The organism is Natrinema salifodinae, assembly GCF_900110455.1.
Lineage (GTDB): Archaea > Halobacteriota > Halobacteria > Halobacteriales > Natrialbaceae > Natrinema > Natrinema salifodinae.
Genome location: NZ_FOIS01000001.1, coordinates 66810 through 88291, shown reverse-complemented (window position 1 = coordinate 88291; position 21482 = coordinate 66810). Strand labels below are relative to the sequence as shown.

Annotated in this window: 16 protein-coding genes; 7 read left to right on the top strand and 9 right to left on the bottom strand. The window is 61.9% G+C overall.

Annotated features, from left to right (window positions below; genetic code table 11):
- Window positions 1–21: 21 nt before the first annotated feature.
- On the bottom strand, window positions 22–1086 hold the full coding sequence (locus BMY29_RS00400; RefSeq protein ID WP_081985461.1) for an amidohydrolase family protein: 1065 nt from the start codon (window positions 1084–1086) through the stop codon (window positions 22–24).
- Window positions 1087–1310: 224 nt separating this feature from the next.
- On the opposite strand from BMY29_RS00400, the gene BMY29_RS00395 reads away from it, so the two are divergent.
- The gene (locus tag BMY29_RS00395) at window positions 1311–2771 is read left to right on the top strand and encodes an aldehyde dehydrogenase family protein (RefSeq protein WP_049990254.1); all 1461 of its coding nucleotides are present in this window, start codon (window positions 1311–1313) and stop codon (window positions 2769–2771) included.
- 199 nt (window positions 2772–2970) lie between these two features.
- Here BMY29_RS00395 and BMY29_RS00390 read toward each other — a convergent pair whose 3' ends face one another.
- The 6 genes from BMY29_RS00390 to BMY29_RS00360 all read right to left on the bottom strand — a co-directional run bounded on the left by BMY29_RS00390 (window position 2971) and on the right by BMY29_RS00360 (window position 8615).
- A complete protein-coding gene (locus tag BMY29_RS00390) occupies window positions 2971–3960 on the bottom strand; it encodes an amidohydrolase family protein (protein ID WP_049990255.1) in 990 nt (329 codons plus the stop codon).
- Between the two features lie 200 nt (window positions 3961–4160).
- A complete protein-coding gene (locus tag BMY29_RS00385; protein ID WP_074854590.1) occupies window positions 4161–4928 on the bottom strand; it encodes an IclR family transcriptional regulator in 768 nt (255 codons plus the stop codon).
- Window positions 4929–5151: 223 nt separating this feature from the next.
- Window positions 5152–5925, bottom strand: coding sequence for an ABC transporter permease (locus BMY29_RS00380; RefSeq protein ID WP_049990257.1), 774 nt, complete (start codon window positions 5923–5925; stop codon window positions 5152–5154).
- Complete coding sequence (locus BMY29_RS00375) at window positions 5925–6740, bottom strand: ABC transporter permease (protein WP_049990258.1); 816 nt, start codon at window positions 6738–6740, stop codon at window positions 5925–5927. Before BMY29_RS00375 ends, BMY29_RS00380 begins: the two co-directional genes overlap by 1 nt.
- A 2-nt stretch (window positions 6741–6742) precedes the next feature.
- Window positions 6743–7579: an ABC transporter ATP-binding protein gene (locus BMY29_RS20390; RefSeq protein WP_081985462.1), complete on the bottom strand. Its 837-nt coding sequence runs from the start codon at window positions 7577–7579 to the stop codon at window positions 6743–6745.
- 136 nt (window positions 7580–7715) lie between these two features.
- On the bottom strand, window positions 7716–8615 hold the full coding sequence (locus tag BMY29_RS00360; RefSeq protein WP_049990259.1) for a DMT family transporter: 900 nt from the start codon (window positions 8613–8615) through the stop codon (window positions 7716–7718).
- Between the two features lie 576 nt (window positions 8616–9191).
- Between BMY29_RS00360 and BMY29_RS00355 the strand changes: the two genes are divergently transcribed.
- The 3 genes from BMY29_RS00355 to BMY29_RS00345 all read left to right on the top strand — a co-directional run bounded on the left by BMY29_RS00355 (window position 9192) and on the right by BMY29_RS00345 (window position 13815).
- Window positions 9192–9518, top strand: a complete 327-nt coding sequence (locus BMY29_RS00355) for a Rieske (2Fe-2S) protein (RefSeq protein WP_074854589.1) — start codon at window positions 9192–9194, stop codon at window positions 9516–9518.
- Window positions 9519–10956: 1438 nt separating this feature from the next.
- Window positions 10957–11961 (top strand): ABC transporter substrate-binding protein, encoded by a 1005-nt coding sequence (locus BMY29_RS00350; protein WP_049990260.1) that lies wholly within the window; start codon window positions 10957–10959, stop codon window positions 11959–11961.
- Window positions 11962–12081: 120 nt separating this feature from the next.
- Window positions 12082–13815, top strand: a complete 1734-nt coding sequence (locus BMY29_RS00345) for a thiamine pyrophosphate-requiring protein (RefSeq protein WP_049990261.1) — start codon at window positions 12082–12084, stop codon at window positions 13813–13815.
- A 161-nt stretch (window positions 13816–13976) separates the two neighbouring features.
- On the opposite strand, the gene BMY29_RS21690 is transcribed toward BMY29_RS00345, so the two are convergent.
- Window positions 13977–14471: a universal stress protein gene (locus tag BMY29_RS21690; RefSeq protein ID WP_049990262.1), complete on the bottom strand. Its 495-nt coding sequence runs from the start codon at window positions 14469–14471 to the stop codon at window positions 13977–13979.
- Window positions 14472–15348: 877 nt separating this feature from the next.
- Between BMY29_RS21690 and BMY29_RS00330 the strand changes: the two genes are divergently transcribed.
- From BMY29_RS00330 to BMY29_RS00320, 3 genes are all read left to right on the top strand, one after another.
- On the top strand, window positions 15349–15894 hold the full coding sequence (locus BMY29_RS00330; protein ID WP_049990264.1) for a hypothetical protein: 546 nt from the start codon (window positions 15349–15351) through the stop codon (window positions 15892–15894).
- A 92-nt stretch (window positions 15895–15986) separates the two neighbouring features.
- On the top strand, window positions 15987–17324 hold the full coding sequence (locus BMY29_RS00325; RefSeq protein WP_049990265.1) for a CoA-binding protein: 1338 nt from the start codon (window positions 15987–15989) through the stop codon (window positions 17322–17324).
- Between the two features lie 181 nt (window positions 17325–17505).
- Complete coding sequence (locus tag BMY29_RS00320; protein WP_049990266.1) at window positions 17506–18948, top strand: SLC13 family permease; 1443 nt, start codon at window positions 17506–17508, stop codon at window positions 18946–18948.
- Window positions 18949–19980: 1032 nt separating this feature from the next.
- Here BMY29_RS00320 and BMY29_RS00315 read toward each other — a convergent pair.
- Window positions 19981–21225, bottom strand: a complete 1245-nt coding sequence (locus tag BMY29_RS00315) for a mandelate racemase/muconate lactonizing enzyme family protein (RefSeq protein ID WP_049990267.1) — start codon at window positions 21223–21225, stop codon at window positions 19981–19983.
- Between the last annotated feature and the right edge of the window lie 257 nt (window positions 21226–21482).

Below are 21482 nucleotides of genomic sequence, written 5' to 3'. Positions count from 1 at the left end.
GACCGTGCGTAGTGTACACCTCTATAGATCGAACAGCGCCAAGGCGTTCTCGTTGAAGATCTTGCGACGCTGCTCCTCGCTCAGCCCCTCGATGTTGTCGATCGCCGCTGGGGCGTCGAAGTCCTGATGCGGCCGATCGGAGGTGTAGACGACCTGATCCCCCAGGTCGGCCCGCTCGATGAGGTTGGCGAAGTCGACCATTCCGGTCTCCTCCTCGGGCAGCGGTTGCGTGCCGTAGTAGAACTCGGAGAGGTACTCGCTCGGTAGTTTCGAGAGGTCGGCGAACTCGCTCGAGCGTTCGAGGTACTCGCGGTCGAGCCGCTCGGCGAGGGCGGGTACCCACGAGATGCCGCCCTCCCAGAACCCGATGTCGACGTCGTACCGTTCGGGGATGCCGCGTTGAACGAGGCTGTTCGCGTGCCACATCTTCGGTACCGTGTGCGCGAGCGTGTGGAACTCCGCGAAGTTCGTCGGTTGCATCCCCGTGATGGGGAAGCCGGGGACGATGCCCGTCGTCGAGTGGAGAATGATCGGGATATCGTGTTTCTCCGCCGCCTCGTAGAGGGGCTCGTAGCTCTTGTGCCCCATCGGGAACGTCGGACCGACGTCGGTGATCATCGCGCCGACGATCCCGTCTTCGTCGGCGTGACGCTCGATCTCTTTGGCGCTCTCCTTCGGATGGTCGCCCATGACGAACAGCTTCGCGTAATACGTCCCGTCCCCCTTCGCGAAGCGATCGACGGTCAGGTCGTTCAGCGCCCGCATATAGGGGACCTGCTTGTCCTGCGCGGGGATCGTCGTCATCCGGAACTGACCAGGCGAGAACACGACTCTATCGATGCCCAACCGTTCGCGGACGGTGTCGACGTCTTCGGCATCGTTGATATCCGGCTGATGAATCTCGATCGAGCTCCGTCCGCCGGCGCTCCTGTCCCAGCCGTCCCACTGGATCGGACCCCACTCGTTCGGGCCAGCGGTGTATCCCGACCGCTCGTTCTCTCGGAACTCCGGATTGGAGAGGTACTCGCGGATATCGGAGCCGGACTCGGCGCTGTGCCACTCGCCATCAATGATTGTTCGACTCATCGTGACGCGATATCCGTAGTGGAACCTATTAGTCTTATCCGTGGTATCATGTGGCTAGATCCGATAGCCGTGTCGGTTCACGAACGCGTGAACGCGGTCGGAGAGCGGCGTCGCTGCTCGAGTGGGGCGGACGCTGCGGCGGTCTCGTCGAGAGGAGAGCGACGCACCGACCCGAAATCAGCGGATGCGAAGGTTCTTTGTAGAGTGAGATGTAGTGACAATGCATGCAGGACGAGCGAACCGAGTATCGGGGGGTATACGTTAACGGCGAGTTCCACGACGGCGTCGACTCGTTTCGGGTCGAGAACCCGGCGACGGGGGAGCCGATCGCGACCGTCGCCGAGAGCGGAGAACAGGGCGTCGATGACGCGCTCGAGTCGGCGAACCGTGCCCAGCCCGAATGGGCGGCGATGGACCCGGCCGATCGCGGCCGACTCCTGTACCGATTCGCCGAGGCGATCGCGGACCACGCCGAGGAACTTGGCGAGGTCGTGACCCGAGAGAACGGTCGGCCGATCGGTCAGTCGAAGGGTCTGGCCGACAGCGCTGCTGACTACATCGAGTACTACGCGGGGCTAACGACGAAGATCGAGGGAGAGACCGTGCCCGTTCCAGGTACCCAACAGGCGTTCACGCGGAAGGAACCGCTGGGCGTGAGCGCACAGATCGTGCCGTGGAACGCACCGCTCCTACTCTGTTGTCGTGGGATCGGTCCGGCGCTCGCGGCCGGAAACGCGGCCGTCGTCAAGCCCGCACCGGAGGCGCCGCTCGGCCCGCTGAAACTGGGCGAACTCGCCACCGAAGCGGACCTCCCCGACGGCGTCCTCAACGTGGTCCCTGGCGACGGCGTGACGACGGGCGCCGCGCTCACGGATGACCCCCGGGTCGACGAGATCACGTTCACCGGCTCGGTCTCGACCGGACAGACCGTCGGAAAGACCGCGATCGACAACGTCGTTCCGACGGCGCTTGAGCTCGGCGGGAAGAGCCCCGCGATCGTCTTCGAGGACGCCAACCTCGAGGGCGCCGTAGAGGGCGCGATGAAGGCGCTCACGCTCATGAGCGGCCAGGTGTGCTTCGCGACGACACGGGTGTTCGTCCACGAAGCCCGGTACGACGAGTTCCGCGATGCCCTCCGCGAAGCCGTCGAGTCGGTCTCGATCGGTCCGGGAATCGAGAACCCCGATCTCGGCCCGCTCGTCTCGGAGGCCGGTCTCGGGAAGGTCCGACGGTACGTTGAGCAGGCCCTCGAGAACGGCGCGACCGCTCTCACGGGCGGCAGAACACCGGATCGCGACGGCTACTTCTACGAACCGACGGTGATCGAAGGCGCCGACGACGACGCGCCTATCTCCCGTGAGGAGGTCTTCGGACCGGTGATCAACCTCTACGAGTTCTCCGACGAGGCGGAAGCGGTTCGACGGGCCAACGACACCGAGTTCGGCCTCTACGCGACAGTATGGACGAACGACCTCGGTCGCGCACACCGCGTCGCGAACGGGATTGAAGCGGGAAGCGTGATGGTCAACCAGTACTCCGGATCCTATCCCCAGACCCCTTTCGGTGGCCACAAGAAGAGCGGACTCGGCCGCGAGAAGGGAATGCAGGCGATCGATCACTACACCCAACTGAAAACGGTCAACATCGAGTACGGCGACGCGTCCGATGGCGCGCTCGACGGATAAGGAGCCGCAAACGGACCGCCGCTATTCTGCCTCGGATCGCGATCGAGAACGTCGCTCGGGTCTCTTGAGCGAGTCGGTTCACGCGTCCGTCGCATCGGCGACGGCTCCGAGCGGACCGACGCTGGTAGTGGCGACCCGTGCTCGTCCGTCCCGACAAGCGTCGTCGCTCGACCGAGGGCACTCGCGCGGTTCGATGGCATTACAGATCGAGCAGCGACTTGACGTTCTCAGAATAGATTTTCCGCTTGTGCTCCTCGGGGATGTCGAGGTCCTCGATGGCTTGCGGAATCGTCTGCGTCCAGTACTCGCCCTTCTCGGGACCGAAGGGGTAGTCGGCGCCGTAGAGCACGTTGTCCTTGCCGAAGAACTCGTAGCCACACCGGAGCGGATACGACTCGCCCTGCGAACTGACGGCCGTGTCGCCGTAGATCCGGTCGAAGTAGGCGTCGAGCGGTTCGGAGAGGTCCGCGAGGTCCGGGTTGGTGTACAGCTCCGGCTCTTCCTGGCGAGTCTGATACCACGACCGAACCCGGCCGATCCAATACGGAATCGCGCCGCCGAGGTGGTGGCTGACAATCTCTACATTCTCGTAGCGGTCCATGATCCCGCTGAACACCAGTCGCGCGACCGCGATACTGGTGTCAAACGGCCACCCCATCATCTTGTAGATCCACGTCGACCCCTCGTCGTAGTCGTGCCAGTCGTGGAGCTGCGGGTGGATCCAGACCGGGACGTCGAGGTCGTCAACCGTCTCCCAGAACGGCTCGAACGCCTCGTCGTCGAGCATCCGGCCGTTGATATTCGAGAAGATCTGGAGCCCATGGAAGTCGAGCTCCTCGATACAGCGCCGCGCCTCGTCGACGTACTCACCCGTCAGGAACGGGATGTTGCCGATCGGCAGAAACCGGTCGGGATATTGGTCGGCGATGTCGCGGACCTCGTCGTTGGCGAGTCGTGCCGCCTCGAACGAATCCTCCGGATCTGCACCCAGCCACATGTTCGGCCCGACGAGACTGATCACCTGTTGATCGATGCCGTAGCGATCGAGGTAGTCGATCCGACCGTCGACGGCGAACAGCCGCGGGGCGTTGCGCAGACTCGATAGTTCGACGCTCGGATTCACCTTCTCGAACTCGTCGAGGACGGCCTCACTACCGATGTGCGAATAGCTATCTATGATCTCTGGCATCCGTCTGTACACAACACGTCGCGGAGTATGAAGGTACCGATCGAAACGGGCAGGCAGCTTACGATGCGTTGCAGACCCGCTACGCGAGTGTCATCGGGTACTCGACGGTAGTCGGAACGTATTCGATCGGATAGACGAAGTGAGACTCGATCGCGATGATCGCACCACAGGGGCCAGTGAAGCCAGTAGCGGATCGGGCGCTACTCGATCTGGTACCCCAGTTTGAGTTCGATCTCGTTCGTCGCGCTCAACACCGGTTTGGCGATTTCCTCCTCGAGCGTCTGCTCGTCTAACCGGTGTGCCGGACCCGTAACGGCGATGGCACCGTAGATGTCCCCGTTGACCGTCACCGAGGCACCGACCGCGCGGACGCCGGGCGTCGCGTCGCCGTCGTTGATCGCGTAGCCGCGGTCGTGGATCTCCTCGAGTTCGTCGAACAACGCGTCGGTGTCGGTGATGCTCTCTTCCGTCCGAGCCGGCAGACCGTGTCTATCGATGATCTCGCGGACGTCTTCGTCGGACATGCTCGCGAGCATCGCCCGTCCCGATGCGAGATAGTGGAGATGGGCGCTCGTACCGACCTGGGCGAGCGTCTGGACGGCGCGTTTCCCCTTCACTTTGTCCAGGTAGACGGCCTTTCCCTGCTCCTCGACGGTCACCCACGCCATCTCCTGGGTCTCCTCGACCAGGTTCTCGAGGGTCGGCCGGCAAACCTCGGTGATCTCGTACTGCTTTCGGGCGTGAATTCCGTGATTGAGGAACTTGTGACCGAGCGTGTACTCCTGCTCGACCTTCTTGAGGTAGCCGAGATCGACGAGGGTCGAGAGGTACTGATGGGCGGTGCTCTTCGAAACGTCGAGCGCGTCCGCGATGTCTACCAGTCGCGCTCCGTCGCGCTCCTGAACTTTGTCGACGATATCGAACACCCTGACTGCCGTTTTCACCTGCCGTTTGGTACCATCCTGCATTATACCTGCAAATGACGGCTGGTGGCGACTAAAATGTTCCGCTATATCGAACGAGTGACGAACGCAGGGCAGAGCGTGACGAGCGGCCGGCAATCGGTAGCGAGTGACGGCTGCGTAGCGTCCTCGTAGAAGGGTCTCGACCGTGTTGACGGTAAGATACGCCGGAACGAGTTTCGAGATATCGAACCGAACGACGGGAAGGCCGGCCGTCACGGGGCCTGGTTCAGTTGTTGACCGCGGAGACGTCCCACTCGATCGCTCGCTTCTCGACCTGGCCCAGTCCCCACGTGAACAGGACGCCCAGCGCCATCAGAACGAGCACGACGCTGACTACGCCCTCCATCCGGAACGCGGCGCTCCACTGCGTGATGAGCTGGCCGAAGCCGGTTACGGCGACGAGCAGTTCGGTTACGACCAATCCGCGCACCGCGAGTCCGCTTCCCAGCCGCAGTCCGGCCAGAATATACGGCAGTTCGTACGGTACGATGATGTGTCTGATCGTGTAGAACCGGCCCGCGTCGAACGACTGCGCGAGCTCGGACAGGTTCTGCGGGATCGATCTGGCGCCCTCGAGCGTGTTGATGACGATCGGGAACACCGCAAAGCCGAAGACGACGACCACTCGGATCTGGAAGCCGGTGCCGAACCAGAGGATCATCGCCGGAATGATCGCCGCGAACGGAAGCGCGTACAATGCGTCGAGATACGGGTCCATGAACGCCTCGACGAAATCGTTGAGGCCCATCCCCAGCCCGATACCGATGCCGACGACGACGGCCAGCAGGTAACCGACGACGATCGCCTGCAGGGCGTCGGCGAGCGCGGCCGTCATCGCTCCGCTGGCGAACTGCTCGATCATCGCCTCGGCGATCAACCACGGATAGGGGAAGATCCGCGGTGAGAGCAGACCGGCGACCGTCCAGAGACCGACGAGCAGGAGCCCGAATCCGGCCTGCATGAGGCGTTGATCGCGCCGTCGGTTCGGGTTCAGTGCCATCAGTGATCACCTCCGTCGGCTTCCCACGTAATAATCCGATCGCGGATCGCGCTGACGGCTCTGGTGAGCACGACTCCCGTCACCATCAGCAGTAACGTCACCGAGAGAACGCCGGCGATCTGGAACATCTGTTCCCACTCGCGGATGACCGCACCGAGATTCGAGAACTCGATGAGCAGCTCCGCGAGGATTACGCCCTTGATCGCGCGACCGATCCCCAGTCGCATTCCCGCGAAGATGTACGGAAGCGTGTAAGGGATGATGATCCGTCTGATAATCGTGGGGCGGCTGCTGCCGAACGATCGACCGGCATTGACGAGCCCCTCCGGGACGGTCTTCGTTCCGTTCATTGTGTTGATGATCATCTCGAAGACGACGAACAGAAACACGACGAAGACCTTGCTCTCGAAACTGGATCCACCGACCATGATGATGATCGGGATGAGCGCGGAAACCGGAGCGACGTACATCGCACTCACGTACGGATCGAGCGTCACCTCGATGCGCTTGTCCAGACCCATGCCGAGCCCCACGGCGACGCCCACGACGACGGCGATGGCGTATCCGATGAATACGGTCGCCATCGTCGAAGCGTACGCACTGACGAGGCCGAACTCCCGGATCTGGCGACCGAAGGCCTCAACGACGACGCCCAACTGTGGGAAGAGGTAATCCGGCTGAGTGCCGGCGTACCACTCCCAGATCAGCAGAAAGAGGACGACCGCCGAGATCCGGATGAGGATCCCCTGGAAGGGCTCGAGGCGCGCGCGAACGCCGGTGAACACGTCCGGAGCGGTTGATTGTTTCGTCGCCATCGTTATTCGGCTGATTGCTGGGTCGGTTCGGTCTCGGCCGTCGCGCCGGTCTCACCTGCGGCGGCGTCGGTCGGCATGAGGCCGAGTTCTTTCCGTATCCTGGTCTCGTACTCCTCGAATGGTTCGCTGGTCTCGATCTCCGTCCGCCGATTCCACCGCGGCCGCTCGGAGTCGATGTCGAGATCGGCCAGGATGGTCGCGGGCTTGGTCGACATCACCAGCACGCGGTCGGCGATGAGAATCGCCTCGCGGATGTCGTGCGTGATGAAGACGACGGTCTTGTTCTCGTTGGCGAGCAGGCGGAGGAGCTCCGTCTGCATCTGGTCTTTCGTCTGCGCGTCGAGCGCACCGAAGGGCTCGTCCATCAGCAGTACTTCGGGGTCGATCGCCAGTGCCCGCGCCAGCCCGACGCGCTGTTGCATCCCGCCGGAGAGCTCGTGCGGATAACTGTCCTCGAACCCGTCGAGACCGACCTTTTCGATCCACTCTAGGGCCTGCTCACGCTGGGCCTCGTCGTCGACGCCCTGTACTTCGAGGCCGAACTCGACGTTCTCGCGGACGGTCCGCCACGGCAGGAGGTTGAAGTCCTGAAACACCATCGCGACCTCGGACCGGGAACCGGTGACGGTCTCGCCCCCGATGCGGACCTCGCCGCTGGTCGGCGTGACGAGTCCGTCGATCATCTTCAGCAGGGTCGACTTCCCACAGCCCGACGGGCCGACGATGACGACCAGTTCGTTCGCATCGACGTCGATGTCGATCTCGTCGATCACGTGCAGCATGTCCTCTTCCGAGCCGTACGTCTTCGATACGGAGTCTATATCGATTTGTTTACACATAGTAGTTCCCGTTTCCCGTGACGGTTGTACACGAAACGCGTATGCCGATCAATACCACGCAAGGACATAAATATTGTTGTCGAACCCCGTCATTTGGCGGCCACTCGTGGGGAGCGAGATATCGGTATCGCCGATGTCATCCGAAAATCGTCACGCCAATCGCGCCGGCGATCACGAACAGCGTATAGATTCCGAGCCGAAGCGAGATTCGCTCGAGGTCGTCTCCGACGAACAGCGCGGAGAGGGTGATCACCAGCAGCGGACTGGACTGAACGATCGGGACCACGACGGCGACGGTCGACACCTCCAGCGCCGTGTAGTATGCCACGAGAAAGGTCGTGTTGGCCAGTCCAGCGGCGACGAGCCACCGGAGTTCGGCGACGTCGTACGTCAAGAGGGCGGGGAGCGCCCGTCGCCAGAAGAGGTAGGCGACGAATCCGATCGCCGCCGAGACCGTCTTGACCAGCAATCCCGACAGCGCGGACGTCCCCGCGTTGAACCCGAGCGTCGCGATTACCGGTTCGATCCCGTACAACACCGCGCCCATGACCGGAAACAGTAGCGCGGACGCGTTCGTCTCGCCGGCCGTCAGGCCGTTTTGTGCGGTCTCCCACGTGATAAGTGCGATGCCGACGACTATACACAGCATCGAAACGAAGTGCAGTCCCGTGACGACTTCGCCGAGGACGACGACGGCGAGCAGGGAGGCGTGTAACGGCTGTGAGGCCTTGATCGGCTCCGATCGGCTCGCACCAATGCGTTTGATCCCCTCGTAGTAGAAGGCGCGACCGGCCATCGTTCCGACGAGACCGGCGCCGACGAACGCGATCAGCGAACGCCGAGTGAACTCGGCGACCGGATCGGCGAAGACGAACGTGATCGGCACGAGTGCCGTCAGGTTGACGGCGAGTACGACGAGCAGCGCCTGCGTCGACTGACTGCGGACCGTTCCGTACCGAATACACAGCGCCTGGACGGCCAGCCCCGCCGCTCCGACGGTAGCCAGCAATGCACCGATCGGCAGCGCCGACAGCACGGTTCACCGACACCCCCGTTGGGAGTGTGAACGATCGATTCGAGGGCGATTACTTGATCGGTTTCGATTCCGGATATCCGTCCGAATCACCGGTGTCTGACGGCGAACAGCGGATGTCCGTGATAGCGATCGCGAGAGATCGATCGCGGGTCGCTGGTCGGTCACGCGAGCGTCGAACCGATCGAACGACCGTTCGATTCGCCTGCGCTACGGGCCGCTTTTCGGCTGAACGCGATCATCACGTAGCATGTGATAGAGAACCATATATAAATCTACGGATGTGATAACGCGTGACAGCATCTGGCCGAGCGGTCAGTCGACGATTCACCGACGACACCGGCGTCGACTCGCTGGTCGTTCGAAGCGGAGCGGACCCGTTCTCGGGAGCGTCCTCCCCGTCACCCGGCAGATCGATCGCCTGCAACTGTCCGAACCTCGTGATGAGAGCCGGATTCAGTCCGAGATACCACCCAACTACTCGGGATCGGCCCGCTCGATCACCCTTCGTTCGATTCAGACCTCGATGAATAAATAAGTCAGTTATATATATATGAAGGGGATCGGTGCAGAGTGTACATGGCTGACCAGACTAATCGAGGCGCAGGTGTATCCCGCGTCGTCGGCTCGACGGACGAGATCTCAAAAGGTGAACCGCTGGTCGTCGACGTCGACGACGAGGAAATCGCGGTGTTCTACGAGGACGGGGAGTACTTCGCGGTGAACAACGTCTGTCCCCATCAGGGCGGACCGCTCGGAGAGGGAAAGGTTGAGGACAAGTGCGTCTACTGTCCGTGGCACGGCTGGGGGTTCGATATCGAATCGGGCGATCACCCTCACAGCGACCACTCGGTGGAGACGTATTCGGTGACGGTCGAAGGCGACGAGATCCGCGTCGAACGATAATTCGGGCGAACCGATCGAGCGGTTCCGTCCGGTCGACCGGGACGTCCGAGCGGCACTCGCTGATTTCGGTCGGCGGAGACGCGCTCGTATTGACATCGCCGATCGGACGAGCACGCTAATTCCGTTCACAGCGGAGCTGGTTCGACGATAAATCACCGGAGCGACGCCCTTCGGCGGGTGGATTCAATAACCGCTCGACCCGGAGACGCGTACAGTTCCGAAGACTGCTACGGGAGACGCTGCGGCTGCGATCGCCGAGGGGACCGGTCGTGTCGGGCCGAAGACGATGACAGAATGTGGGAAACACTCGTCGTGGCGGTCGGATCGTCGTCATACGTTCTCTCATGCGTCCGTCGCCGATCCGGAGGACCGACGACCGGTCGGCCTCGAGGCCGGCTCTCGTGGCCCCGAACTCGCTCGCGATATCGATCAACGCGGTTGAAACTGCCACCGAGGCAGTGAGTAGACGCCTTTTCGGACGGCATCGCAGACTCGATTCTCGTAGACGGACCGGCCGGTATCTGCGAACCGGATGATCGAGGACTACCCTCGAAGAGCATGTGAAGACATACCGAACCAAGGCCGAATTTGCTCACCGTGTATTTTCTCCCAGGATCAGGGAATTTGCCACGGAATCGCGTTTAACGCGTTATATCCAGGGTCAGAGTGACGTGTGCCACCATATATTCGACAAATTATCATGGAGAAATTAGCCCAGTGTTCGATATCTACGAACTACTGGTGAGTCCCCTTAGAAACTCAGATCAAGTTGTCTTTTGGATAGAGAATCACAACAATTCACGGCCTCTAGTTTCAAGGAACGAAACCATAGTTCGCTTCGTCCGTTGTTCTTCAGTATCCTTTTTATGAGTTCGGAGACACCGTCGCCGATGCTCGCGGAAAATGCGACGTGTCCAGTTCGAATCGCTATCAATCCGCTTCAGACACCCTGGAAGGGATGCATCCAGTGTTTACAATCGTATGGTAGTAAAGGAACTCGATCGACTGCAGAATGCAGCGGGTAGAATCGACCGCTGCGATCCGCCAGGTCTCTGCGGATCGCGTTCGATATTTCCGGATGAACCCGTTATATGATGGTATGTTAATACACCTCTCATTCCACACATGCGCTGGCGAGGCGGCGATCGATTCGAGCCGCGACCGGACGGCGCCCGGTGGGTCCGAATCACGACTCGGAGATCGGTTCCAGCGGGAACTCGCGCGCGGATTCGTCTCGCCCTGTCGATCGGTATCGGTGGCGAGCTCGTCGCTCGGTTCGGGTCGGGTCGTTTCCACCGATCGACACTGGAACTTCCCGCGACTGTCGCGATACCGGTTGTCCAAGGGGTGCATTTAGCGGCCGTCGGCGTAGTCACAGACGAACAAGTGTAGAAAATATTTAAAATAGTTTATGACCCCTGGGAACAGCCATCATACCATGCACCGCAGACAGTTCATCGCAGGTGTCGGAGCCACTGGCGGAATCGCACTCAGCGGCTGTATCGGTAACGAGGACGGCAGCGGTCTGGCCGATACCTACCAGATCGGCGTTAACGGTCCGACGGCACCGGTCTGGGAGTTCGCCGCATTTCCGCTTTTCGATGAGCAGGTCCAGGAGGAGCAGGACATGAAGGTCGAACGAACGGCCTTTCAGGGATTCTCCGACGTCGTCGCCGGAACGGTCAGCGAGGAGGCCGACTTCTGTTACATCAGCCTCCAGGCGCTGATTAACTCGCGAGCCGAGGGCGTTCCGATCAAGGCGTTCCTCGGGAACGGGAACGAGTACGTCTTCCCGCTTCTCACCACCGACGAAATCGAGACCTGGGACGATCTAGAGGGCGAGACGGTCGGCATTCAGGACACGTCTGCGGTCTCCTACGCCAGTACGGTCGCGATGGTCAACGAGGAACTCGGCGATCCAGAAGCGGTCGAGTACTCGTCGATGGCGGGCACCGAAAACCGAATCGCCGCCATCGAGTCCGGCGAGATGGCCGCCGCCGCGGTCACCGCGAGTAGCGCGTTCGCCGCGGAGGAAGAGGGGTACGCGTCGATCCTCGCGTTCCCGTGGGAGTACGAGGTCACGAACAACCAGACTGCGCTGGTGTGGGCGACGACGGAGGACAAGATCGAGAACCAGACGGAAGAGGTGCAGGAAGTCGCCGATCTCCTCGTAGCGGCCCAGAAAGAGGTATACGAGGCGGACGCCGGCGAACTCATCGACGGCGCACAGGAGTACGACTTCTACCCCACGTTCGACGTCGGAGACGGTCCCTGGGAGGAGTCGCTCGACCTCGCACGCGAATACGAGCTCTGGGCCGAGGACGGAGACATCGCGCAAGAAGAGATGGATCGTGCGCAGGATCTCCTGCTCGAGACGGGGCTCATCGAAGAGGAGAGCCGAGTCGACGATGTCGACGAGATCTTCACCGATGAGTTCCTGTAACCGGTCGTCCGACGATCAGTTCCCGCACCGCGTCACCTCGCGAGATCGGCGTTCGTGACGGCAGCGCTGACGGGACCAAAGCATAAGAGTCTGAGAACGGAACCAGGTATCAATCCACACATGAGAAAGCAAGCCGACAGCGAGAGCAGCGAGGAGAGCGCGGACGGGATCGTCGCCGGTGAGCGGTTACTCCGGTCGCTCGCGGAGCGCGGCGTGTCGTACATCTTCGGAAACCTCGGAACGGATCACACGCCGCTTCTGGAGGCGATGGTCCGCGTCGAGCGCGACGGCGAAGGAGACGAGATTCCGGAACTGATCGCCTGTCCACACGAATTCGTCGCGATGAGCGTCGCCCACGGATACGCGGTGGCGACGGGCCGGCCGCAGGCGGTGTTGGTCCACGTCGACGTCGGGACCCAGAACCTCGGGGCGGCGATGCACAACGCCCACCGGGCGAACGCGCCCGTATTTATCATCTCGGGTCTGGCACCGGTGACCGAGAGCGGACACGCCGGCTCCCGCGACCACTCGATCCACTTCGCGCAGGACGTCTTCGATCAGCCGGCGATCGTCGAAGAGTACTGCCGCTGGGAGGCCGAGTACCGGCCGCCCGCTGATCCCGATCGACTGGTCACTCGCGGACTCGAGCGGGCCCAGACGGCGCCGGAGGGACCGGTCTACCTGACTGCCACCCGAGAGGCCCTCGAGACGGAGATCGAACTCGCACCGAGTCGGACGAACCTCGACACCGTGACGCAGCGCATGGGAGCCGACGCGGAGACGGTCGAGACGCTCGCCGAGCGGATCAAGGAGGCGACCGCACCGCTCGTGATCACCAGTCGGATCGGATCGCCGGCGTCGGCGCAGGGTCTCGAGACGCTCGTCGAATTCGCGGAGACCGCCGGCGCGGGCGTTGTCGAGCACGCGCCGACGCATCTCTGCTTCCCGCGCGACCACGATCTCCACGCCGGCTACGAACCCACGGCAGTGTTCGACGAGACTGATCTCGTCCTCGTCGCCGACACGGACGTCCCGTGGGTCCCGTCGCGAGGGGCGCCCGACGTGCCCGTCATCCAACTCGATGTCGATCCGTCGAAGCGATTATACCCGCAGTGGGACTTTCCCATCACCGAGACGGTCCGGGCCGACGCGACGGCGACCCTGCGGGACGTGACCGAGCGGCTGGATCCGTCCGCCGGCGACGAGGGCCGCGAACGCTGGCAGCGCGTCGTCGCGGCGCGCCGCGAAGAGCGCCAGTCCGAACTCGAGGAGCAACGGGCGTCCGACCGGCTCACGCCCGCCGTCCTCTCCGACGCGCTCAATCGCGTCGTCGACGAGTCGACCGTCGTCATCGAGGATACGGTGACGAGCCGCGACGCCGTGCTGGATTACCTCGAACTCACCGAGCCGCGGAGTTACTACCAGAAGGGCGGCGCGGGGCTCGGCTGGACCGGCGGTGCCGCGGTCGGGACCGCGCTCGGACGACCGGACGATCGGATCGTCTCGCTCGTCGGCGACGGTTCGTACTTCTTCTCCGTGCCGACCGCCTGGAACTGGCTCTCCGCGGTCGCCGATGCACCGTCGCTGACCGTGATCTACAACAACAGCGGCTGGAACGCGGTCAAGACGTCGACGCTCGCCGAGCATCCCGACGGCGCCGCCGCGGACGACGGCGTGCCCGGATCGGTGTTCGACGAACCCGCAGACCTCACTGCGCCCGCGAACGTCGTCGACGCCCACACCGAGACCGTGACAGATCCCGACCGACTCGTCGAGGCGCTCGAGGCCGGCGCCGCCGCGGTCGATGACGGCACCCACGCCGTAATCGACGTCCGCCTCGAACCGATCTCGTGAACTCAGGGTGGTGTCTCACGGGGGATCCGTGATTTCATCCGCCTTCGAAGAGCCGACCCCGATGAGTCGGGATGCGGCGAAGAAATCCAGTGGTGAGAATCGACTCGAACTCGAGATCACAGTGGGGTATTCCGGGTGATACTGGCTGTGAACGCGTTCTATTATCGCAGGAGGGACGTGGAGACGGAGCGGGGCGCATTGATCCGACTGGTTCCGACTCGGACGGCGCAGACGTCAGTCACGCATAACCGTGACAGTTGGCGTGCCGATCTCGAGGAGAACCGACTGCGTGATACTCCCGAACAGCGCCTTTCCGACCGGCGATCCTTGCGACCGCCGAGGACGAGATACCGCGGCTCGAGTCGTTCGGTCGATTCGATGATCTCTTCGGCTGGATCACCGACCTGTCCCTTCGCGATAACACGACCCGCGTCTTCGAGCGTTCGCGAGGCAATGGTTTTGGCAGTGTTCGCAGCGTCGTTCGCGCCCTCGTCGACGTAGTACTCGGGTTGTCTCTCAGAGCGAATGTCAAACCGCTCCTGTGTCATACTATGTAGCACGACGAGTTCGTCATTGTAGGCTTCGGCAAGGTCGTTCGCCGTCGTTACGACCGCGTCACTGAACTGATCGTCATTGACTGCATACGAGATTGTCATTTGGTCACAGCTATCTTTCAATCACCAAATATATAATGGTGCGCATCTACGCTGTTTATCGGATTTGTTCCAGACGTCATGATCGAAATTCGAGTCTAACGACCGAATCCGTGGCGCTGTTCAGATTGGGATGACGAGCGAAACGGTGCGATTTGCCAGCGGTTTATGCCAGAACTCGACCCGGTCAACAATATAGTGCAGCGATACAGTTAGATTTGCGGAGCGTGAGGCGACACCGCGCAAACTACTGCGATTGAGAAGTCAGCAGTATCCACCCTATCATCACTTTTGGACATTGTTTCTATATCAGATGTATTTGGCGCCAGTTGGGCACGATCGACTATCTATAACTGGGTGCAGAAAGCCGATCTACAGCCGGAAGACAGCAACCAGCCGGATCGCATTGCGATCAACGAAACTATGATCTAACTCAATGATTAGCGTCATCGACTGTATGGCGATATCAATTCAAACCTTGCGAGAGAAACACGGCGTTAAAGACGCCGTGTTTTCACCGGTGCAGCGCCGCGGCTCAAAGCTGCACTTCACGATCATGGGCGCCGATTCCGATTCGAAAAACACGGAAACTGGAACCCCTCAGATACATATTCAAAGAGACAAAACGACATACCTCACAGTTTGAAAGCCGTTTTAGAAACGCCTATCCAGCAACCGTCGAAACATGGTCTCAGAGCTACGTATACTGCCGGAGTCAGCTAATCTGAACAATGCCTCCGACGGGCGCTGTGTTGGATTGTAGCTTTCCTCTGCAGATCGGTTACTGCGCGACGGGTTCGCATCGCTGATACCGAACAGTTGCCGCTCTCGTAAGGTATTGGATAAACTTTTGCAGGAGTATCCCACACAAACGATTACAATGAACGATACCGAATCCTTCGACGTCTCTCCCCGCGACATCGCCATACTGAAAGCGCGAGTGGACAATCCGGCTTCGTCGACGCGCGAACTCAGCCGAATCCTCGAGGCGAAGTACGGAATCTCGCTGTCCCACAACCGGATCAACGAGATTCTGCGGACGATGTCCGAAGAGGAAATCTTCCGCGAGATGATCCTTCCGAACCGGGAGATCTTCCGTCACTACCTGTTCCGGGTCTCCTTCAACTTCCCGAACTTCGAGGACCACTGGCGGGACTGCTACGAGGCGCTCCAGAACGATCCTCACGTCCTGATGTTCTTCACTGCGGACACCGACTATCAGTGGCACGCCATCGCCCAGTTCCGGACAGATGACCAGATGGAGAGCTGGGTACACGAATTCTTCAAAGAGCACGGCGAACTGATTTCGGACTTCCATAACACGATGCTCCATAGCGTCCACAAATTCCAAACGGAGTCGGCCGTGTTCGACGACATCCTCGCAGAGACGGAAGAGGGACGACAGTACCTCGAACACGGCGAGTAATTGATATTACAGATTCCGAAATCAGCAAATTTTTTACATCACCCGGTCCGTTTTCCCGCAATTTATATTACAATGTTCGACAATGATTGAACATGAGAGTAACTGACTTCTTCGATCCGGACGGAATCGCCGTCATCGGCGCGTCGAAGACCCCCGGGAAACTCGGGAACGACGCGATGACCAACATTCGGACCTACGACGGGGACGTCTTTCCGGTCAACCCCTCCAGCGAGGGGAGCGTCTACGGCTACGAGTTCGTCGACTCGGTCCACGACGTCGACGCCGATCTGGCGCTGTGTTGCGTGCCCAGTCCCGTCGTTCCGGAGGTCCTGGAAGAGTGCGGCCAGGCGGGCGTCGGCGCCGCCGTGATCTTCGCCGGCGGCTTCGCCGAGATGGGCGGCGAGGGCGCGGCGTTCCAGGACGAGATCGCGTCGATCGCCGACGAGTACGACATCACGGTCCTCGGCCCGAACACGGCCGGCTACGCGATCCCGCACAAGGACCTGTACGGCTCGTTCGTCCCCCGCATCCGCGAGGTCGGGACCGGTAACGTCGGCATCGTCGCTCAAAGCGCTGGCGTCGCCATCACCTCTTCGTTCCACCTGACCCGTGAAGGGTACGGCGTCTCCGCGATGTTCGGCCTCGGCAATCGCGTGAACACGGAGTTCGCCGACGTGATCCCGGCGCTCGACGACGATCCGCGGACCGACGCGATCGTCGTGCACGTCGAGGGGACCGAGGACGTCGACGACTTCCTCGCGGCATGCCGCGAATCGGACACGCCTGTCGTCGCCCTCAAAGTCGGCGAACACGACATCGCCGACTTCGCGCAGGCCCACACCGCGGCCCCGGCACAGGACAACGCCGTCTACGAGGACGGGTTCGACCGGCCCGGCCTGGTGACCGTCTCCTCGACGACCGAACTGATCGACACCGGGCGGGTTCTGGCGGACTCGCCGACCCCCGACGGGCCGAACGTCGGGATCGTGACGGCCCAGGCCGGCCCGGGGATCATCGCCACGGACTACCTCAAGGGTACGGGGGCCGAGTTTCCGGACCTGACCGAGGAGACCCGCGAGCGACTCGACGAGATCCTCCCCGGCATCACGTACACCGAAAACCCCGTCGACACGGGGCGGCCGATGCCCGAGTTCGGCGAGGCCATCGACGCCGTCGCGCGCGACGACAACGTCGACATCGTGCTCGTCTACGAGATCTACGAGGACTCGCTGGGCTACCCCGTCGACGAACTCGAGGCGCTTGCCGAGGAAGTCGACAAACCGATCTGCTTTACGGTCGCCGGCCCCGACCACGCGCTCGAAGACGAGCGCCGAGCAATGGAGGCCCTCGGCATTCCGACGTTCGACACGCCCGAACGCGGGGCCCAGGCCGTCGCGGCGCTGATCGAATCCGTTTCGGGCGACGAGTAGCGACGCGGCGTCAACGCGGCGACGACCGGCCGTCGACCATCGGCCGGCGACGGTCCGAAAACCGTGCGAGACCCACTGGGAGCGGCTGCCAACCGCCCACGAACCGGCCGGGAATCGACTCACCGATCCGGAGATTCCGGAACCACGACACCTTTATTGTAGAGTTCCCGAGTTGGGAGCAATGAACCGATCGGAAGCGATCGAGACGCTTCGGTCCCCGGCGGTGGCGTTCCCCCTCGCCGCCGTCGTCGCCGTCGCGACCTGGCTAACGGTCCCGTCCGCGGTGGGAACGATGCTCTCGATCACGCTCTTCTGTATCGTCCTCTGGGTGCTGACACCCGTAGCGCCCTCGTACACGGGCTTGATCGGTCTCGGCCTGATCGCCGTCACCTTCTCGACGGACCTGGCGCTCGTCGGGTTCCAGAAGCCGGCGACCTGGCTCATCGGGTTCGGGCTCCTGATGGGCGAGGCGACGCGCCAGAGCGGCCTGGCGAACGCGGCCGGCCGGGTGATCGCGACCAGAAGCATCGGCGACCCGATCGAAGCCGACTCGCGCCGCACGTATCGGCGGCTGTTGCTCGCGCTCGCGATCGGCGCCCACGTACTCGCCTTTCTCGTTCCCTCGGCGCTGGTTCGCATCCTCGCGCTCGCGCCGATCCTCCGGGAACTCGGCTCGCTGTTCGACTCGCGGGAGGCCCGTGTCGGACTCTACCTCGGCCCGCTGTTCGCGACATTCTACGGCTCGTCGGGGATTCTGACCGCGGATCTCCCCAACATTATCATCTCGGGGTTCGGTCAATCGATCGCCGGCCACACCATCTCGTGGTCCGAGTGGTGGCTCCACATGTATCCGGTCATGGGCCTGGTGCGCGTGGTGCTGGTCGTCGGCATCGTCTATCTCCTCTTTCGACCGCCGGTTGACTCGGCGTTCGAGGTCCCCGATACGGACGGCGGGCGGACCGACGGCACCGACGCTGGTACCGACACCGGAACAGGAGCCGGAATCGACACCGGCGCCGCCGAACGGCGGATGCTCGCCTTCCTCCTCGTCGGCGCGGCGATCTGGGCGACGGACTTCGTCCACGGCTTCCACCCGGTGATCGGCGCGGTGGTCGTCGTCGTCCTCGCGTTCCTCCCCGAGGTCGGCGTCGTCGACTTCGAGACCGTCGGCGGCGAGGTCGACTTCTCGATCCTGTTTTTCATCGCCGCCGTGTTCGCGATCGGCGACGGCCTGACCGAGACCGGCTTTACCGACACCGCGGCGACGTACCTGCTCGAGTTGATCCCGACCGGCGCGCCGCTCGCGGTGATCCTCGCGTCCGTCTTCTTCATCACCTTCGCACTCACGTTCCTGATGGAAGGCCTGGCCGTCGCAAGCGTCCTGACGCCGGTCCTAATCCCGTACATCGACGCCGCGGGGCTGCCGTTCACCCCGGTATTGCTGGCGGAGACGATGGCGCTGAGTTCGTACTTCTTCCCCTACCAGTCGGCGGTCCTCATCGTCATCCTGAACGAGGGGGACATCGAGACGCGGGAGCTGATCCTTACGACGGTCGCGTGCTCGGCCGCGACAATCCTGCTCTTGCTCCCGATCCAGTTCGGGCTGTTTAGCGTCTTCTACTGACCGGCCCACTTCTCTCCGTCTCCGCTCGTCCGTCGCGGCCAGGCCCGTTCGATTCCGTTCCGGCGTCGGTGTCGTCCGGTGATCGCCGGATTCGTTAACGAAGGCACTTCTAATCCTCGTTCATACCAGAATAGCATGTAGATTGTGAAACTGATAGATCGGTCACCGATTGGATCGATCGATTTTCGGTTCTCGATTGGTTATTTCTCCTGTTAGTCCCGCCATACCCGTTTATAAGCCCTATTTCGAGCATATTTCTAGTGGGGGAAACCCACAATCATATCCGTAAACAATTTCGATAAATAATCAAGGTGAGAAGAAATCTAACACCGCCATTAATTGCGCCATCAATCCGAAAATCCAGGATCTAGGAATACTGCATCTCCGGACAGCGGCTACTAAATCGGTGTATTGGGAAATAGTATGGTTTCGAATGGGAACTATAACATATCTATTTTATATCATGTAGGGCGATCAGGGTAGTGTGGGTGTTGCGAGCCGATCCCGACAGCGTAATGCAGGTTGTATCCGCGCCGTTATTCGACCCGTTCCCGGTTCGGGACGGTGTACGTTCGGACGTGATTACTGACCGAGCCCGAGAATGCGGACGTCGGTTCTCGAATCGTCGGTTACGAACCTCGATGCGTCTGACGAGTGCGAAATCGACCGGTATCGGTTCACTCGCAGTGCAAATAGGCCGTGATACGGTCGTCGCTCAACTCGTCTATTACGGCGATCGGGCAAGCCTCTCGATGATCCCGGTCCGACGACCACCCCGGTGACGGTTCCGTAGGTGATCACTCGTGATTGTCAGCGGGATCGATGATGCATCGTAGTTGCTAGTCTAGTTCTGGATCCCATTTGCCATGTCTAAAAGCTGTAGTTTCTGGCGGTATCCGTCCTCTTCCTGGCCGATGATTTCCCGTTCTTCGAGGGTTGGGAGGTGGCTATGGACCGGGCTCTGCTGACGGCGCGGGACGGATCCCCGAAACGGTGTGACCGAGCGCTTCCGTGATCGGCGCGTTGTCCGCTCTACGTCTCGTCCTCGTAGTTGAACTCCGTCCATGGTCCGTCGACGAACGGGTACTCCGAAATGACGTCGAGATCCACGTCGACACCGAGACCGGGACCGTCTGGGACCGTCAGCGTCCCGTCGTCGATGGCCGGTTCTCCTTCGATGATGTCGAAGGCTAGGTCGAACGGATACATCCCAGGATCGGGTTCCCCGGCGATCATCGGATCGTCCTCGAACACTGGGTACTCGAGCAGGCGCACTTCGGGCGCCGCGGAAACCAGATGTGCGTTCGCGATCAGTCCGAGCCACGTACCGAAGTTGTGCGGAACGAACTCGACGCCGCGACCGGTGCAAAACTCGATGGCGGGCCGACAGCCCGAGAACCCCTCGTGGTGGCGGACGTCGCCTTGGAGGAAATCGACGGCACCGGTCTCGCCCAGCGCGACCAGGTCCGACGGCGCCTCCTTGCTCTCGCCGCCAGCCAGCGGGGCGCCGGTCTTCGACAGCGCGGCGTACCCCTCGTGGTCGTCCGGTTCGACCGGCTCTTCGATCCAAAACGCGCCCGCGTCGGCCGCGTGCTCGACGAGTTCCTGAACGGTACCGGTCCCGTACGAGTCGCGGAGCTTCCACCACGTATGGACGTCGAGCATGAACTCCATCTCGTCGGTCGCGTCGGCGAGCAACTCGACCGTTCGCCGGTCCCCCTCGGGTCCGATACCGGGGCGATACTTGTAGCCAAAGAACCCCTCCGCTTCGAGCACTTCAGCCTGCTCTACGTACCCCTCGGGTTCCATGTACATCCCGCCGCTGGCGTAGAGGGGCATCTTGCTGGTCGGCTCGGTCCCGTACTCGTCGGCGAGCAGTTCGTAAACGGGTGCGCCGAGTTCTTTCCCGCGAAGGTCCCAGAGCGCGACGTCGAGCGCGGAGACGGCCTCGGTTCGAAGGCGAGCCGGGAGATCCGTATCGGCGATCAGATCGTGAGCGTCGGTCGGTTCGTCGATCGTCGTGCCCGCGAGCGCGTCGGCGACGGTCTCGTCGACCACGTCGGCGAAGGTGCCCTGCGAATCGCCCTCGAAGTACTCGCGCATCGCGGAACTGCTCGCACCCGCCGTGGCGAATCCCTGGCTTCCGTCCTTAGTTTCGACGACGACGAGGACCACGTCCCGCTTGTTCAGCCGCCGCGTTCCGCCGTGAAACGGGCGATCCTGTGGCGGATCGATCGGCGAAGACAGTGCGTACCCATGAACACTAGCGATGTCCATGTGCGGGCTATCTTCTTTCATGTATTAAATAATTGTGGTCACTGCCACCAACACCCACTATCTTCCCTCTGATCGCCGCCAGGACGTGTGGCTATCGGTCGGCGCCTGCGGGGGCGCGCGACCGCAATCGGGACGCGAGAACGAGAGACTCGAACGGGCCGATCGTGGTCGTCCCAACAGGGCAGCGCATACGTACCGGCACCGGTGAGACGAGTAATTAGAAACGCCGGTTGTCAACTACTGGACTCATCGAATGC

Excerpts from the sequence above, each read along its gene's own strand:
- BMY29_RS00350 (WP_049990260.1), top strand. The coding sequence starts at position 10,957 with ATGCACCGCAGACAGTTCATCGCAGGTGTCGGAGCCACTGGCGGAATC.
- BMY29_RS00390 (WP_049990255.1), bottom strand. The coding sequence starts at position 3,960 with ATGCCAGAGATCATAGATAGCTATTCGCACATCGGTAGTGAGGCCGTC.
- BMY29_RS00330 (WP_049990264.1), top strand. The coding sequence starts at position 15,349 with ATGAACGATACCGAATCCTTCGACGTCTCTCCCCGCGACATCGCCATA.
- BMY29_RS00320 (WP_049990266.1), top strand. The coding sequence starts at position 17,506 with ATGAACCGATCGGAAGCGATCGAGACGCTTCGGTCCCCGGCGGTGGCG.
- BMY29_RS00400 (WP_081985461.1), bottom strand. The coding sequence starts at position 1,086 with ATGAGTCGAACAATCATTGATGGCGAGTGGCACAGCGCCGAGTCCGGC.
- BMY29_RS00380 (WP_049990257.1), bottom strand. The coding sequence starts at position 5,925 with ATGGCACTGAACCCGAACCGACGGCGCGATCAACGCCTCATGCAGGCC.
- BMY29_RS00325 (WP_049990265.1), top strand. The coding sequence starts at position 15,987 with ATGAGAGTAACTGACTTCTTCGATCCGGACGGAATCGCCGTCATCGGC.
- BMY29_RS20390 (WP_081985462.1), bottom strand. The coding sequence starts at position 7,579 with ATGTGTAAACAAATCGATATAGACTCCGTATCGAAGACGTACGGCTCG.
- BMY29_RS00385 (WP_074854590.1), bottom strand. The coding sequence starts at position 4,928 with ATGCAGGATGGTACCAAACGGCAGGTGAAAACGGCAGTCAGGGTGTTC.
- BMY29_RS00355 (WP_074854589.1), top strand. The coding sequence starts at position 9,192 with ATGGCTGACCAGACTAATCGAGGCGCAGGTGTATCCCGCGTCGTCGGC.
- BMY29_RS21690 (WP_049990262.1), bottom strand. The coding sequence starts at position 14,471 with ATGACAATCTCGTATGCAGTCAATGACGATCAGTTCAGTGACGCGGTC.
- BMY29_RS00345 (WP_049990261.1), top strand. The coding sequence starts at position 12,082 with ATGAGAAAGCAAGCCGACAGCGAGAGCAGCGAGGAGAGCGCGGACGGG.
- BMY29_RS00315 (WP_049990267.1), bottom strand. The coding sequence starts at position 21,225 with ATGGACATCGCTAGTGTTCATGGGTACGCACTGTCTTCGCCGATCGAT.
- BMY29_RS00395 (WP_049990254.1), top strand. The coding sequence starts at position 1,311 with ATGCAGGACGAGCGAACCGAGTATCGGGGGGTATACGTTAACGGCGAG.
- BMY29_RS00375 (WP_049990258.1), bottom strand. The coding sequence starts at position 6,740 with ATGGCGACGAAACAATCAACCGCTCCGGACGTGTTCACCGGCGTTCGC.